The organism is Caballeronia sp. GAWG1-1, from assembly GCF_023631465.1.
GTDB lineage: Bacteria > Pseudomonadota > Gammaproteobacteria > Burkholderiales > Burkholderiaceae > Caballeronia.
Genome location: NZ_JALQDB010000037.1, coordinates 590,182 through 605,383 on the forward strand (window position 1 = coordinate 590,182; position 15,202 = coordinate 605,383).

13 protein-coding genes are annotated in these 15,202 nt (G+C 62.6%); 11 read left to right on the top strand and 2 right to left on the bottom strand.

What is annotated here, in order from left to right:
• Positions 1-198 precede the first annotated feature (198 nt).
• A complete protein-coding gene (locus NCT03_RS27705; RefSeq protein ID WP_502800427.1) occupies positions 199-1,731 on the top strand; it encodes an acyl CoA:acetate/3-ketoacid CoA transferase in 1,533 nt (510 codons plus the stop codon).
• Positions 1,732-1,771: 40 nt separating this feature from the next.
• On the opposite strand, the gene NCT03_RS27710 is transcribed toward NCT03_RS27705, so the two are convergent.
• Positions 1,772-2,455, bottom strand: a complete 684-nt coding sequence (locus NCT03_RS27710; RefSeq protein ID WP_250494666.1) for a TetR/AcrR family transcriptional regulator — start codon at positions 2,453-2,455, stop codon at positions 1,772-1,774.
• A gap of 193 nt (positions 2,456-2,648) precedes the next feature.
• Here NCT03_RS27710 and NCT03_RS27715 point away from each other — a divergent pair, with 193 nt between their 5' ends.
• From NCT03_RS27715 to NCT03_RS27760, 10 genes are all read left to right on the top strand, one after another.
• Positions 2,649-4,157: an aldehyde dehydrogenase family protein gene (locus tag NCT03_RS27715; RefSeq protein WP_250494667.1), complete on the top strand. Its 1,509-nt coding sequence runs from the start codon at positions 2,649-2,651 to the stop codon at positions 4,155-4,157.
• An 84-nt stretch (positions 4,158-4,241) separates the two neighbouring features.
• Positions 4,242-5,915 carry a GMC family oxidoreductase gene (locus tag NCT03_RS27720; RefSeq protein ID WP_244830543.1) on the top strand — a complete coding sequence of 558 codons (1,674 nt, stop codon included), beginning with the start codon at positions 4,242-4,244 and terminating at the stop codon, positions 5,913-5,915.
• An 81-nt stretch (positions 5,916-5,996) separates the two neighbouring features.
• The gene (locus tag NCT03_RS27725; protein ID WP_250494668.1) at positions 5,997-7,076 is read left to right on the top strand and encodes a sugar ABC transporter substrate-binding protein; all 1,080 of its coding nucleotides are present in this window, start codon (positions 5,997-5,999) and stop codon (positions 7,074-7,076) included.
• A 77-nt stretch (positions 7,077-7,153) separates the two neighbouring features.
• Complete coding sequence (locus NCT03_RS27730; protein WP_250494669.1) at positions 7,154-8,092, top strand: ABC transporter permease; 939 nt, start codon at positions 7,154-7,156, stop codon at positions 8,090-8,092.
• Between the two features lie 16 nt (positions 8,093-8,108).
• On the top strand, positions 8,109-9,608 hold the full coding sequence (locus NCT03_RS27735) for a sugar ABC transporter ATP-binding protein (protein ID WP_244830541.1): 1,500 nt from the start codon (positions 8,109-8,111) through the stop codon (positions 9,606-9,608).
• 7 nt (positions 9,609-9,615) lie between these two features.
• Positions 9,616-10,575: an ABC transporter permease gene (locus NCT03_RS27740; protein ID WP_250494670.1), complete on the top strand. Its 960-nt coding sequence runs from the start codon at positions 9,616-9,618 to the stop codon at positions 10,573-10,575.
• Positions 10,576-10,605: 30 nt separating this feature from the next.
• Positions 10,606-11,355 (top strand): electron transfer flavoprotein subunit beta/FixA family protein, encoded by a 750-nt coding sequence (locus tag NCT03_RS27745; RefSeq protein ID WP_250494671.1) that lies wholly within the window; start codon positions 10,606-10,608, stop codon positions 11,353-11,355.
• Positions 11,355-12,287 carry an electron transfer flavoprotein subunit alpha/FixB family protein gene (locus NCT03_RS27750; protein WP_250494672.1) on the top strand — a complete coding sequence of 311 codons (933 nt, stop codon included), beginning with the start codon at positions 11,355-11,357 and terminating at the stop codon, positions 12,285-12,287. The genes NCT03_RS27745 and NCT03_RS27750 overlap by 1 nt, the downstream gene beginning before the upstream one ends.
• Positions 12,288-12,312: 25 nt before the next feature.
• Positions 12,313-13,320 (top strand): Gfo/Idh/MocA family protein, encoded by a 1,008-nt coding sequence (locus NCT03_RS27755; protein ID WP_250494673.1) that lies wholly within the window; start codon positions 12,313-12,315, stop codon positions 13,318-13,320.
• A gap of 92 nt (positions 13,321-13,412) precedes the next feature.
• Entirely contained in the window at positions 13,413-14,273 is an 861-nt protein-coding gene (locus tag NCT03_RS27760; RefSeq protein ID WP_250494674.1) for an MOSC domain-containing protein, read from the top strand.
• A 213-nt stretch (positions 14,274-14,486) separates the two neighbouring features.
• Here the strand turns inward: NCT03_RS27760 and NCT03_RS27765 are convergent, their stop codons facing one another.
• A complete protein-coding gene (locus NCT03_RS27765) occupies positions 14,487-14,756 on the bottom strand; it encodes a hypothetical protein (protein ID WP_250468353.1) in 270 nt (89 codons plus the stop codon).
• Positions 14,757-15,202: the final 446 nt, after the last annotated feature.

Here is a 15,202-nt window from a genome sequence, read left to right on the forward strand (position 1 = left end):
TCTCCATGCCTATCGTCAGATCAGATATTTGCGGCAGGACTTGCGTTGAAGGTTTACCCGCAGCCAGTCGAAATACCGCTTGAATTCAGAGGTTTCGTGTGCCAACATTCGCAGCAAGTAACCATCTGGTGGGTTATTTAAGACCAACGAATGGCCGCTGTCAATGGCTTTTGCGGCTGCTTCCCAAAGGAGCTTTCAGTGAACAAGTGGACGGATGCTGCCGCTGCGGTCGGGCAGATTTTCGATGGCGCGACCATCGCACTCGCGGGTTCCGGCGGCGGGCTGCTCGAAGCCGACGCCGTGCTTGCCCAACTCGAAAAGCGCTTTCTCGAGACGGGACATCCGCGCGATCTGACCATCGTCCACGCGCTCGGCATCGGTGACGCAAAGGGCAGCGGCCTCGGCCGATTTGCGCATGAGGGCATGGTCAAACGCGTGATCGGCGGACACTGGAGTTGGGCGCCCGCCATGCAGAAGCTCGCTCGCGACAACGCCTTCGAGGCCTACAGCTTTCCCGCCGGCGCCATCAGCACGTTGCTGCGCGAGATTGGCGCGGGGCGGCCCGGACTCGTCACGCATGTGGGACTGCGCACCTTCGTCGATCCGCGTATCGATGGCGGGAAGATCAACGAGCGCGCAAGCGAAGACCTCGTCGAGCTGATCGAACTCGATGGCCGCGAATTCCTGCGCTACAAGCCGTTCAAGGTGGATTTCGCCATCGTGCGCGGTTCATCGGCGGATGAGAGCGGCAATGTCACGCTGCGCCGCGAACCGGCCGACCTCGATGTCTACGCCGCCGCGCTCGCCGCGCATAACAGCGACGGCCGCGTGATCGTGCAGGTGAAGGAGCGCGCCCCGGAAGGCTACGTGCCGGCGCGGCTCGTGCGCATTCCGGGCATTCTCGTCGACACGCTCGTGGAGACACCGGAGCAAGTGCAATGCGTGGTGTCGGACTACGACGCGGCCTTGAGCGGTGAAGCGCTGTGTACCATCGGCGAAGGCTTCTACGAAGTGCCGACGGGCATTCGCCGCATCATCGCGGCACGCGCGGCGCTCGAACTGCACGAAGGACAATCGGCCAACTTCGGCTTCGGCATTCCGGGCGGCATTCCCGCGCTGCTCGCGGAGCAAGGGCGTCTCGGCACGTTTTGGGGATCGGTCGAGCAGGGCATTCACAACGGCGCGATGCTCGACGGCCCCATGTTCGGCACCGCGCGCAATGCGCACGCCATTCTGTCGAGTGTCGATCAATTCGATTTCTACAGCGGCGGCGGCGTCGATGTCTCCTTTCTCGGCATGGGCGAAATGGATGGCGCAGGCAACATCAACGTGTCGAAGCTCGGGTCGACGGTCGTCGGACCGGGTGGCTTCATCGACATCACGCAAGGCGCACGCAAGATCGTGTTTTGCGGGAGTTTCGAGGCGAAAGGGCTGGATGTCGAGCAGGCGGGAACGCGCTTGAAGATCGTGTCGCCGGGCAGCGTGCCGAAGCTCGTCGAACGCGTGCAGCACATCACGTTCAGCGGCGAGCAGGCATTGCGTAGCGCGCAGGAAGTGCTTTACGTGACCGAGCGGGCGGTGTTCCGGCTGGAAGCCGAAGGCGTGCGGCTGATCGAGGTTGCGGACGGCGTGGATATAGAGCGCGACGTGCTGGCGCGCATGGCGTTTCGTCCGCTCGTCGATGCAGCGTTGCTCGCGCGTATGTCGGCGGCGCAAGAGAAGGTGGCGTGACATGGCAACGCCGCTTCCCAAGCTGCTCGCCGTGCCGTTTTCAAGGCCGCACGAGCCTCAGAATGGTGTCGATATTGAAGTCGAGACGGCTCTTGAGTGCCGCCTTGTCCATGAAGTCGATGTCGAAGATCACGCCGCTCGTGAAGCGATTCGTGAGGTAGTAATAGCCGATGGCGGCCATGGTGATATGCAGTTGCCGCGCATCGACGCCACTACGAAACACGCCCGCTTCGACGCCGCGATCGAGGATACGTTGCAGCATCGAAATGAAGCCCTGATGCAATTCCTTGAAGCGCTGCGACTTCTTGACGTGCCGCGCGCGATGCAGGTTCTCGCTGTTCACGAGCGTCATGAACTCGGGGTTCTTCAGGTAGTAGTTCCAGGTATGCGTGGTGAGCGCGACGATGGCTTCCTCGGGCGAGAGATGGTCGAGGTCGAGCTTGAGTTCGGCGGAGCGGATGTCGGCATACACGTCTTCGAGCACCGCGACGAACAACTCCTCCTTGCTGCCGAAGTAGTGATAGATCATCCGCTTGTTGGCCTTGGCGCGCGTGGCGATGGCTTCCACTCGTGCGCCCGCCATGCCGAGCTTGGCGAACTCTTTTTTCGCGGCATCGAGAATCCGGGCCTTCGTTACTTCGGGGTCCCGCTGTCTGGGTTGACGGGTGGCGACGGCTTCGGCGGACTTGGATGCGCTTCTCGGCGTAGCGGGGGTGAGGGTCATGTGCGTGGTCGAAGGATGAGCGGTCGGGATGCCGGAAGGCACTCGGTATGTCAGCGACTATAAACCAAAAATCGGCTTGTACGGAAGTAACCGGATGGTGCAGAATGGGTTCCGTTGACGTGAGGCAGTGACCTTGTTCTCACGCTTGCAGCGAATGCCGGGCGCACCGCGGAAATGTTGAATGGAGACGGATATGAGTGATTTGAGCGAACTCGCAGCCTCGCTGCATCTTCCCGACGAGCCGCTGCGCACGCCGATGTACATCGACGGAAAAAGTCATGCGGGCTCATCCGCCGAATGGGTGACGCGCAAGAGTCCGGGGCACGGCGTGGGCGTCACCGCGACGCTGCGTGCGTCATCCGGCGATCTCGATACAGCGGTTGCCGCTGCCCGCCGCGCTTTCGACGATGGCCGCTGGTCGCGCTTATCCGGCGAGCAACGCGCAACGGTCCTCTTGAAAGCCGCGCGCCTGATTCGCGACAACGTCGAGACGCTGGCGTATCTCGAAACGCTCGAAAGCGGTAAGCCTGTAGGCCAGTCGCGCGGCGAAGTCACGGCGGCCGCGGGCATCTGGGAATATGCGGCGGGCCTTGCACGCGTGGTCCATGGCGACTCGCACGACACGCTCGGGGCCGACATGTTCGGGCTGGTCATGCGTCAGCCGGTGGGAGTCGTCGGCATCGTCACGCCGTGGAATTTTCCTTTCTTCATTCTTTCGGAGCGTCTGCCCTTCGCGCTGGCTGCGGGATGCACGGTGGTCGTCAAGCCGTCCGAATTGACATCGACCACGACGCTCAAGCTCGCCGCGTTGCTCACCGAAGCGGGTCTGCCGGACGGCGTGGTCAACGTCGTGACCGGTCTCGGTCCGGTGGTCGGGCAGGCGCTTGCCGAACACATGGACGTCGACATGATCTCGTTCACCGGTTCGACGCAGGTGGGCCGTTCGGTGCTCGCGGCGGCGGGCGGCAACATGAAGAAGGTCGGGCTTGAGCTCGGCGGCAAGAATCCGCAGATCGTGTTCGCCGATGCCGATCTCGACGACGCCGCCGACGCCATCGCCTTCGGCATCGCGTTCAACGCAGGACAGTGCTGCGTGTCGGGCAGCCGGCTCGTGGTGCATCGCTCGGTCGAAGCGGAGCTCGTCGAACGTATCGGCGCGGTGCTTGCCAAGGTGCGCATGGGCGATCCGCTCGACGCGTCGAATCATGTCGGTGCAATCGTCGAGGCGCGGCAGTTCGACAAGATTCGCGGCTTTATCGATGCAGGCACGCACGACGGCGCGCAACTCGTTTGCGGCGGTAACGCCAGCAGCGATGGCGAGCGCTTCTTCATCCAGCCGACGGTGTTTCGCAACGTACAGCCGGGCAGTTCGCTCGCGCAGGACGAAATCTTCGGGCCGGTTCTTTCAGTGACGCCGTTCGACGGTTTCGAGGAGGCTATCCAACTCGCGAACGGCGTGCCGTACGGTCTCGCGGCGAGCATCTGGACGCGCGACCTGCAAGGCGCGTTCAAGAGTCTGCGCGATGTGCAAGCCGGACGCATCTGGGTCAATTGCACGATTACCGGCGGACCGGAAATGCCCATCGGCGGATTCAAGCAGTCGGGTATCGGCCGCGAGACGGGACGCTACGGCGTCGAGGAATACACGGAGATCAAGTCCGTGCATGTGCAGCTTGGCAATCGGCCGCGCTGGATCGCATAGCGCGAGTGGTTCACGAGAGCGGCCTTCGAGAGCCGCGCGGACGGCCACGCGCGACTCGTGGCGAACAAAGAATCGGAGACAGCAATGTATGACTTTGTGATCGTTGGCGGAGGCGCGGCGGGTTGTGCGCTCGCGGCGCGTCTGAGCGAAGACGCGAGCAGCCGTGTGCTGCTGCTCGAAGCCGGTCCCGCCGATACCGACCCGTACATCCATATGCCGGTCGGCTTCTTCAAGATGACGAGCGGCCCGCTGACCTGGGGCTATCGCACGGTCGCGGCGGCGGAAACGCAACGGCGGCAAATTCCGTTCGCGCAAGGCCGCGTGCTCGGCGGCGGCGGTTCCATCAACGCGATGGTCTACACGCGCGGCCAACCCGCCGACTACGACGCATGGGAACGCGAAGGCTGCACGGGCTGGGGTTTTCGCGATGGCGTCCTGCCTTACCTTCGGCGCATGGAAGACAACGAGCGCTTGTGCAACGAGTATCACGGCGTGGGCGGGCCGCTCGGCGTGTCCGATCTCATCAGCGTCAACGAACTGACCAAGGCCTTCGTGCTGGCGGGTCAGGAAGCGGGCCTGCCGTATAACAGCGACTTCAACGGCGCGCAGCAGGAAGGCGTCGGCGTGTATCAGGTCACGCAGCGCGGCGGCAGGCGTTGCAGCGCGGCGGTCGGCTATCTGCAACAGGCGCGCTCGCGCGGCAACCTCACCGTGAAGACGAACTGTCTCGTGTCGCGCATCGTGATCGAAAACGGTCGCGCGGTGGGCGTCGAATATGCCGATCAGAACGCGCGCTCGAATGTGATCGTGGCGCGCGCCGAGCGCGAGGTGATCGTGACGGCGGGTGCAATCGGTTCGCCCAAGATACTGATGCTCTCGGGCATCGGCCGCGCGGCGGATCTCGAACGCGTCGGCATCGAGCCGCTGCATGCACTCGACGGCGTCGGCGCCAATCTGCAGGATCACTTCGACATCGACATCGTCTATGAGCTGAACGGTCCGTACAGTCTCGACAAGTATGCGAAGAAGCACATGATGCTGCTCGCCGGTCTCGAATACAAAATCTTCAACAAGGGACCGGTGACATCGAATATCGCGGAAGGCGGCGCCTTCTGGTATTCGGCCAGCGACGTGCCGACGCCCGACCTGCAGTTCCATTTTCTGCCGGGCGCGGGCGTGGAAGCGGGCGTGCCGCCGGTGCCGTCCGGTTCGGGCTGCACGCTGAACTCGTATTTCCTGCGTCCGAGGAGCCGTGGAAACGTCACGCTTCACAGCGCCGATCCCGCCGATGCACCGGTCATCGATCCTGCCTACATTCGCGATCCCCACGATCTCAAGGTGGCCGTGGAGGGCATTCGTCAGAGCCGCGAAATCATGAGTCAGAACGCGCTCGCCAAGTACATCAAGAGCGAGCACTTTCCGGGCGGTTCGGTACGCACGCAGGCCCAATACGAGGCGTACGCGAAGCAATACGGACGCACGGGCTATCACCCGGTCGGCACCTGCAAGATGGGTATCGACGAAATGTCCGTGGTCGATCCGCAGTTGCGCGTGCATGGCATCGAAGGGCTGCGCGTGGCGGATTCATCGGTGATGCCGCGTATCGTCAGTTCGAACACGAACGCGCCGACGCTGATGATCGCGGAGAAAGCCTCGGACCTGATTCGCGGACTCGTTGCGGCGAAGGCGCCCGCGACGGGCCAACTGGCGGCGCACGCGGGCCGCTCGCTGCACGACGTCACCGTGAGCGTGGCGTAGGCGCCTGAAGGGTTCGGCACCATCGGATTCTTCGAGCCATAAATAACTATCCGTCTATTTATTCCATTCGTGGGAGACATCATGTCTGAACAACATCAACGCACGGCTTTCTCGCGCCGGGACTTCATGAGGCTGGGCGCCGGAGCCGCATTCGCGGTGGCGGGCGGCGGCTTGTCGAGCCTGTCGCTCGGCGCGGACAAGACGACGCTCGCCTGTTCGTTCCGCTCGCTCACCAATCCCTATCACGCGGCATTCAACAAGGGCGCGCAGGGCTTTGCCGCGAGCGCCGGCCTGCCTTATGTACCGCTGACGACCGAAGGCAGTTCCGAGAAAGGCATTGCCGACATTCGCGCGCTCCTGCAACGTACCAACGGCAACCTCGTCCTCAACGTCGATCCCAACGACTCCGCCGATGCCCGCGTGATCGTCGAAGCCTGCTCGAAGGCGGGCGCGTTCGTGACGACGATCTGGAACAAGCCGAAGGACTTGCATCCGTGGGACAACAACCCGAACTACGTGGCGCATCTTTCTTACGATGGCGTCGCGTACGGCGAGGAAGCGGCGACGCAACTTTTCAAGGCGATGGGCGGCAAGGGCGGCGTCGTCGCGCTCGGCGGCATCTTCAGCAATGTGCCGGCAATCGAGCGCAAGGCCGGTCTCGAAGCCGCGCTAAAGAAGTTCCCCGACATCCAGTTGCTCGACTTCCAGGTGGCCGACTGGAATTCGCAAAAGGCGTTTCCGATCATGCAGGCGTGGATGACGCGCTTCAACTCGAAGATCAAGGGCGTATGGGCCGCGAACGACGACATGGCGCTCGGCGCCATCGAAGCGTTGCGCGCCGAAGGGCTCGCGGGCCAGATGCCGGTGACGGGCATGGACGGCACGCCGCCCGGACTCGCCGCGATCAAGGCGGGCGAACTGATCGCGTCGGTGGACTGGGACCCGTACTGGCTCGGCGGCATCGGCTTGTCGATGGGCTTGCAGGCGAAGGACAAGAAGATCGACGTGGCCGCCCTGCCGAAGGACCGGCGCGAATCGTATTGCAAGGCCACGTTCGTGACGAAGGCGAACGTGCAGGACGTCATCAAGCGGGCGGCCGCGCCTGGCGGTGACTGGAACAACCTCTATGCCCGCGTGTCGGGTCCGGTGGTGTATCGATGAACAAGTTGACCGTGGCGCCCACCCGGCAGGCCGTCCGCATAACAACAACCGGGACTCCATTGGTATCGAAGCAGGCTTTGCTGCGACGATTCGCACCCGTTCTGGTGCTGGTGGCGCTCGGTCTTTGCATCGGCGCGCTGAACCACGATTTCTTCGATCCGATGAACCTGTCGCGAATCGCGGTGGGCGCGGCGATTCCGTTGACCATCGCCTTGGGCGCCGCGTTCGTGATTCAGCTCGGCAGCATCGACCTGTCGGCGGAAGGCATCGTCGCGGTCGCGGCGATTGCCGTGTCGATGCTGGTCGAGAACTCGTACAACGATAACCACTACGGGCTGTGGGTGCTCGCCGTGGCGATCGCGGCGGGCGCGCTGCTCGGCCTTGCCAATGGCGTGCTGCACGTGTTCCTGCGCATCCCTTCGTTCATCACGACGCTTGCCGTCGGCTTCGTGGCGACGGGAATCGGCACTGCGTGGCTGTCGGGAAACACCATCCGCGTGAGCGACCCGATGTTGCGCGCCATCTCCATCACGCGTTATTTCGGCTCGCCTTTGTCGGTGTGGATCGCGGTGCTGGTGCTGGGAATCGCGTGGTTCGTCTACAAGCACACGCTGCTCGGCCGGCATACGCTTGCCATCGGCGGAGGCGAGGACCTCGCTCGTCTGAGCGGCGTGCGAGTATCGCGCGTGCGCATTGCGGTCTTCGCGCTGGCCGGTGCGTTCTATGGCGTCGCGGGCATTCTGGCCGTCGCGCAATACGGTCAGGGCCACGCGCGTATCGCCGATGGTCAGTTGTTCGTGGCGATCACCGCAATCGTGGTCGGCGGCACGTCGCTCGCGGGCGGCAACGGCAGCCCGATGAACACGCTCGTCGGCACGCTCATCGTCATCGTGCTCGGCAATGGCATGGTGCTGCTTGGCGTTCCGCCTTACGTGCAGCAGGGCATTCAAGGCGTGCTGATCATCGCGGCGGTAACGCTCGCGCTGAATCGTTCGCGCCGGCGCATCGTCAAATGAGCGTGAGGAGATGAACATGCTGTCACTCAAGAATGTCACCAAGCGCTTTCCGGGCGTACTTGCGCTCGACGATGTGTCCATCGACGTGCGGCCCAACGAGATCGTCGGTCTGATCGGCGAGAACGGCGCGGGCAAGTCCACGTTGATGAAGCTCCTGACCGGCGCGTATCGTCAGGATGCGGGCGAGATCACGCTGAACGGCAAGCCGCTCGTGATTCGTAATCCGCGCGATGCGACCTCCAAGGGCATCGCCATGGTGTATCAGGAGCAGTCGATCCTGCCGAACCTGACGGTCGCGGAGAACCTGTTTCTCGGGCGCGAAGAACAGTTCGTGACCTTCGGCCGCATCAACTGGTCGAAGCTCAAGCGCGCGGCGCAGAAGGAACTGGCGACCGTGCGTTTGAATATCGATCCATTGACGCTCTGCGAAGACATGTCCTTCGGTCAGCGGCAGATGGTGGAACTCGCGCGCGCCTTGTCGCTGGCGAGTCGCACGGGCGGCACGCCGATCATCTTGCTCGATGAGCCGACCTCCGTGCTCGAAGCAGGCGAGATCGAGATTCTCTTCGGCCTCGTGCGCGAACTGAAGTCGCGCGCCTCGTTCGTGTTCGTCTCGCATAGGCTCGACGAGCTGCTGTCGCTTTCCGATCGCGTGTATGTCATGAAGGACGGCAAGGTCGTGTCCGAGATGGCGTCGGGAACGGCGTCGGTGACGAAGCTGCATGAACTGATGGTGGGCCGTACGCTGCATGGCGAGTATTACCGCGAGAATCTGCAGAAGCCTTGCCGCGACGATGTAGCGCTTTCGGTGCGTCACGCGTCGCTCGGACATGTGCTCGATGACGTGTCCTTCGATGTCCGCTGCGGCGAAGTCTTCGGAGTCGCGGGCGTGGTCGGCTCGGGGCGCGAGGAACTGTGCCGCGTCATCGCGGGACTCGAAAAGCTCGATCGCGGCGAAGTGCTGGTGGGCAGCACGCATCTGAAGCCGCATGCGAATCATGCCGTTGCATTGGGCATTGGCTACGTGCCGCGCGAGCGCAAGGTCGAAGGTCTCGTCACGCAAATGAGCGTCGCGCAAAACCTGACCTTGCCGCGTCTCAATGCGGTGAGCCGTGGCGGCATCGTGAAGAAGGCGCGCGAGCGTGCGTTCGCCAACGAATGGATCGAACGTCTGCACATCAAGACGCCCGGCGCCGATGCGTCGTGCCGCAATCTCTCTGGCGGCAATCAGCAGAAAGTGGTGCTCGCGAAATGGCGCTTCGCGGGCAGCCGAATCCTCGTGCTCGATCATCCGACACGCGGTCTCGATGTCGGCGCGAAGGAAGAGGTTTATCAGCTGATCCGCGAACTGACGGCGGACGGCGTGGCGGTGGTGCTGACCGGCGACACGCTCGAAGAGATTCTTGGTCTCAGTCATCGCGTGATGGTGATGCGCGACGGCCGCGCCGAAAAAATCCTGCCGTGCGAAGTCGGGCGCAAGCCTTCGCAGGTCGAAATCGTCGAACACATGGTCTGAGGTCGATATGCCACAACTGAACGCTCCCCTTGCGGCGAAGCTGCGCGACAACGCGCCGTTTCTCGCACTCGTCGTGCTCTACGTGTTGATCGAGCTTGCACAGCCGAGCTTTCTCGCGCCATCGACACAACTCGGTTTGCTTGCCGATAGCTCGACGCTTTTCATCATGGCGGCCGGCACGACATTCGTGGTTTTGCTCGGCAGCATCGACCTTTCGTTGCAGGCGGTGGCGTCGTTGTCGAGCGTGATCGTCGCGATGCTGCTGCCGCGTTACGGCGCGATGGCGGCGGTGATCGCGCTTGCGGCTTCGTTCGGCATCGGGCTTTTGAGCGGCGTCATTCAGACCGTGCTGCGCATTCCCTCGTTCATCGCGACGCTCGCGGTCGGCGGCATTGCATCGGCGGCGGCGTTGACGTTGTCGGGTACGCGTGCCATCGGCATCAGCGACGAGATGCGCAATGCATCGCTTGGATGGACCACGGGTACGTCGTTCGGCGTGCCGCATGAAATCCTGCTTGGCGTGGCCGTGTTTTTGTTCTGCCTGTTCCTGCATCGCTCGACGGTGTTCGGCCGTCGCACCGATGCCATCGGCGCGGGCGAACCCGCCGCCATTGCCTCGGGCGTGCGCGTGTCGGTCACGAAGTGCCTCGTGTTCGGCACCTCGTCGTTCTTCGCGGGACTGGCGGGCGTCGTGATGGCAGGGCGTCTTGGAAGCGGTTCGCCCACGCTTGCCGATCAATTCCTTTTGCCGGCCATCGCCGCCGTGATCGTCGGCGGCACGGCGCTGACGGGCGGCGCGGGCGGCATTGGACGGACGCTCGTCGGTGCACTGCTGGTGTCGGTGGCGCGCGTGGGCATGACCTTCGTCGGCATCAGCGTATTCGCGCAGCAGATCGTGTTCGGTCTGATCCTGATCGTCGCCGTCACGGTGGCTTTCGATCGGTCGAAGGTGTTGATCATCAAGTGAGACTTGCATTCGTTGAAGGACGGTTAGCTCATGAAAATCCTCGTGGCAGTGAAGAGAGTGGTGGATTACAACGTGAAGGTGCGCGTCAAGTCCGACGGCAGCGGCGTCGAACTCGCCAACGTGAAGATGTCGATGAATCCCTTCGACGAGATCGCGATGGAAGAAGCCGTGCGCCTGCGCGAAGCAGGTGTGGCGACGGAAGTCGTCGCGGTATCGTGCGGCGTCGCGCAGTGCCAGGAGACTTTGCGTACCGCGCTGGCGATTGGCGCGGATCGCGGCATTCTCGTCGAGTCCGGCGATGAACTGCAACCGCTCGCCGTGGCGAAGATACTGAAGGCGCTCATCGACAGGGAACAGCCGCAGCTCGTGATTCTGGGCAAGCAGGCTATCGACGACGATTGCAATCAGACCGGCCAGATGCTCGCCGCGCTGGCTGCGTTGCCGCAAGCGACGTTTGCATCGAAGGTGGTGGTGACGGACGGCAAGGCGACGGTATCGCGCGAGATCGACGGCGGCGCCGAAACGTTGACGTTGAAGCTGCCTGCGGTGGTGACGGCCGACTTGCGCCTGAACGAGCCGCGCTATGTCACGCTGCCCAATATCATGAAGGCAAAGAAAAAGCCTTTGGAGACTTTGAAGCCCGCTGATCTTGACGTTGACGTGACGCCGCGACTGAAGACGCTGAAAGTCGCGGAACCGCCGAAGCGTTCGGCGGGTGTGGTAGTGCCCGATGTCAAGACGCTGGTCGAGAAGTTGCAGAACGAAGCGAAGGTGATCTGATGACGATTCTGGTAATTGCGGAACACGACAACGCGTCCATCAAGGCCGCGACGTTGAACACGGTAGCGGCGGCGGCAAAAATCGGCGGCGATATCCATGTGCTGGTCGCGGGTGCGAACGCGCAAGGCGCGGCCGATGCGGCAGCCAAGATCGCAGGCGTTTCGAGAGTGCTGCTTGCGGATGCGCCTCAACTCGCCGAAGGTCTGGCTGAGAATGTCGAGGGCACGGTGCTGAATATCGCGAAGGACTATTCGCACATCCTCGCGCCTGCTACTGCCTATGGCAAGAACATCGCGCCGCGCATCGCGGCGCATCTGGACGTCGCACAGATCAGCGACATCACCGCCGTCGACAGTGCCGATACCTTCGAGCGTCCATTCTATGCGGGCAACGCTATCGCGACGGTGCAATCGAGCGATCCGATCAAGGTCATCACGGTGCGTGCAACGGGCTTCGATCCGGTGGCGGCAGAAGGCGGCAGTGCATCGGTCGAGAAGATCGAAGCGGCAGCCGACGCTGGCATCTCGTCATTCGTCAGCCGCGAAGTCACGAAGCTGGATCGGCCGGAACTGACTTCGGCTTCGATCATCGTGTCGGGTGGACGCGGCCTCGGCAATGGCGAGAACTACACGACGGTGCTCGAACCGCTCGCTGATAAACTCGGTGCTGCGCTGGGCGCATCGCGCGCGGCGGTCGATGCCGGTTACGTGCCGAACGACTATCAAGTGGGTCAGACGGGCAAGATCGTCGCGCCGCGGTTGTACGTGGCGGTCGGCATCTCGGGCGCGATTCAGCATCTAGCCGGCATGAAGGACAGCAAGGTCATCGTCGCCATTAACAAGGACCCGGAAGCGCCTATTTTCAGCGTCGCGGATTATGGTCTGGCTCAGGATCTTTTCGAAGCCGTTCCGGAGCTGACGACAATCGTGTGACACATCAACGCCCAAGGAAGGCTCGATGCGCAAAATTCGAATCGCGATGGTCGGCGCTGGATTGGCTGCAACGCCTCACGCGCTCGCATTGAATGAATTGCGTGAGGAAGTGGAGGTCGTGGCGGTCGTCGGCCGTTCGCCTGAACGAGTAGAACGGTTCGCCAGCGCGCACGGGTTTCCTGTCGGCGCGTCTGTCGATGCAATATTGAACGACGCGACCATCGACGCCATGCTCGTCCTCACCCCACCGAATACGCATCTCGAACTGGTCGAACAGGCCGCCGCAATGCGCAAGCACGTGATGCTGGAGAAACCGCTCGATGTGTCGATGTCGCGCGCCACGCGCATCGTCGATATCTGCCGTACTGCGGAATGCAAACTCGGCGTGGTGTTTCAAAATCGCTTTCGTCCCGCCGTGCAGCGGCTGGCGGAAGTGAAGGCGAGTGGCGCGCTTGGTTCGATTGCATGCGCGGGACTCGATCTGCGCTGGTGGCGGCCGCAATCCTATTACGACGAACCGGGCCGTGGCACTTATGCGCGCGATGGCGGTGGCGTGTTGTTGACGCAGGCAATTCATTCGCTCGACATTCTTCTGTGGCTGGCGGGCGATGTGTCCTCGGTCGCGGCGGCTACCGCGACCACCGCGTTGCACACGATGGAGTCCGAGGACTTTGCAAGCGCTTCGCTTACGTTCGCGAGCGGCGCCGTGGGTCATCTTCTTGCAACCACGGCGGCGTTTCCGGGCTTTCCGGAGCGCATCGAGTTAATCGGCGATAAAGGCACGGCAACGCTCGAAGGCGGGCACTTGCGCGTGTTTTTCCGTGATGGAAGCATCGACGAGTTTCGCGATCCTTCGTCGTCGGGCTTCGGTGCGAAGCCGATGGACTTCTCGCACGCCGCGCATCGTGCATTGTTGAAGGACTTTTTCGATGCCGTGCGGGATGATCGCGCGCCGAGCGTCAGCGGCGATGATGCGCTTCGTGTGCAGCGGTTGATCGAGCGCGTCACGGCGGATGCGGGGAAACGGTTATAAAGCGTATGAACGCACCGCTTGCCGGAACAATATGAGCACGGGACAATGGCGCTTTTCCAGATGAGCGGTTCGCGCCATCGAACACCCCGATCATGCCTACCATCAGCGCGCTATTCGTCTATCCAGTCAAGTCATGCGGCGCAATCGCACTCGATTGCGTGCAGCTCGCCGTTCACGGGTTTCCGTGGGATCGCCACTGGATGGTCATCGACGAAAACGGGCGCTTCGTCTCGCAACGCGAATTCCCGGCGATGGCGCGCATCATTCCAACGCTCACGGCAGATGCGCTCGTGCTGAATTCCCCCGATGCTGCCGAACCGCTCGAAGTGCCGCTTGCGCACGAGAAAGACCCGGCGCGCGTCGCCGTGAATGTCTGGCGCGATCACTTCGAGGCGTTAGACGAAGGCGTGAGCGCCGCGCGCTGGTTCTCCGCACGCCTCGGCGTTCCCGTGCGGCTCGTGCGCTTTGCCGACGACGTCACGCGCCTCGCGAGCAAGACGTGGACGCGCGATGCCGACGCACCCACGCAATTCGCCGATGGCTTTCCGCTGCTCGTCGCCAACCACGCCTCGCTCGACGATCTCAACGCGCGTCTCGAAGCGAAGGGCGCGCCGCGCGTGCCGATGAATCGCTTCAGGCCCAATGTCGTCTTGAGCGGTCTCGACGCCTTCGAGGAAGACTTCATCGATACGATCTCGGTCGATGGCATCGTGTTGCGCATGGTGAAGCCGTGCGCGCGCTGTCCGATCACGACGGTCGATCAGACGCACGGCGTGCGCGACGCGCAATGGCCCAACGAACCGCTCGACGTCATGATGGGCTGGCGCGCTAATGCTCGTGTAGATGGCGGCCTCACGTTCGGGCAGAACGCGATTGCTCTTGACGGCGCGGGCCGTGAGTTGCGCGTGGGCGCGAGCGTCGACTATGAACTGAGTTTCTCCGACGACTTTTAAGGCGCGTCCCTCTTCCTCTTAAGCGCGGCATTGCGCGTGCTAGTTTTTGGCGGCGCGAAGGTGCGCGATGCATCGAGCAATGCGAGGGCCGTTTTCGCGCTCGCACTTGAGCGGCCTCTGAGTGAAATCGTTGTCCTGCGCTTGTCGTCGAGCAGCTACACCTAAAGTGATGCACGCGTCGCAAACGTCGAACACGCTGCTTCGCGCGTGTCGTCAGAACGCGGTGGCCGTTGCATTGTCGCAGCGCGAGCCACCGTCGATCGACCCACGAATGTCCCGCTGAACCCGTCTTCCGGGCGACGTGCATGGTTTGTCCGACGACGCGCTGACCGGCTGCGCCAGTTGCGGATTTGCGTTCATCTGCGAATTGCCGACGACACTCGAAAGGTACATGGCCGAGTCTTGTGGCGAAGCCGGATTTTCTGCGCGTGCCGTACAGGTCAGACAGGTCGTGAGTGCAGCCAGCAGGATGGAAAGTCGCATGACGGACCTCGAAGATGAACGTTGAGCGGCGTGACGTGTATTCCTGGCTTCTGCCGCGATTCAGCCAGATTGGTGCATTGCACAACGTCAGGTTTCTCTGGCCAAAAAGCGTTGTCAACCGGATAAATTTGCTGGCGGATTATCTTCGACGCGGTAGACGATTCATCGCTCGTGGTTTTCGAGGGAGCATGTCGTACCGTCGCTTTGATCGGACGCAAAAAAAGCCCGCTAACAAGCGGGCTAAAACTCTTCACCCAGAGGGCCGCAAGGAGATACGGTCCTCTCGTTGAGGCTCGGACGTTACCGGCAAGAATCAACGAGAGAGGAAGGCACGTGGTCCTTCCCTCTCTGAGCCTGCGAGGCCTCAGACCTTCATGCCGACGAACATGCTGCCGAGCGCATCGACCGACTTGGTGATGCTCTTGACGTCCACGTTCGTGTGTTGC

Coding starts and splice junctions, on each gene's coding strand:
- NCT03_RS27710 (WP_250494666.1), bottom strand. CDS start 2,455: ATGACCCTCACCCCCGCTACGCCGAGAAGCGCATCCAAGTCCGCCGAA.
- NCT03_RS27715 (WP_250494667.1), top strand. CDS start 2,649: ATGAGTGATTTGAGCGAACTCGCAGCCTCGCTGCATCTTCCCGACGAG.
- NCT03_RS27720 (WP_244830543.1), top strand. CDS start 4,242: ATGTATGACTTTGTGATCGTTGGCGGAGGCGCGGCGGGTTGTGCGCTC.
- NCT03_RS27725 (WP_250494668.1), top strand. CDS start 5,997: ATGTCTGAACAACATCAACGCACGGCTTTCTCGCGCCGGGACTTCATG.
- NCT03_RS27735 (WP_244830541.1), top strand. CDS start 8,109: ATGCTGTCACTCAAGAATGTCACCAAGCGCTTTCCGGGCGTACTTGCG.
- NCT03_RS27740 (WP_250494670.1), top strand. CDS start 9,616: ATGCCACAACTGAACGCTCCCCTTGCGGCGAAGCTGCGCGACAACGCG.
- NCT03_RS27745 (WP_250494671.1), top strand. CDS start 10,606: ATGAAAATCCTCGTGGCAGTGAAGAGAGTGGTGGATTACAACGTGAAG.
- NCT03_RS27750 (WP_250494672.1), top strand. CDS start 11,355: ATGACGATTCTGGTAATTGCGGAACACGACAACGCGTCCATCAAGGCC.
- NCT03_RS27755 (WP_250494673.1), top strand. CDS start 12,313: ATGCGCAAAATTCGAATCGCGATGGTCGGCGCTGGATTGGCTGCAACG.
- NCT03_RS27760 (WP_250494674.1), top strand. CDS start 13,413: ATGCCTACCATCAGCGCGCTATTCGTCTATCCAGTCAAGTCATGCGGC.
- NCT03_RS27765 (WP_250468353.1), bottom strand. CDS start 14,756: ATGCGACTTTCCATCCTGCTGGCTGCACTCACGACCTGTCTGACCTGT.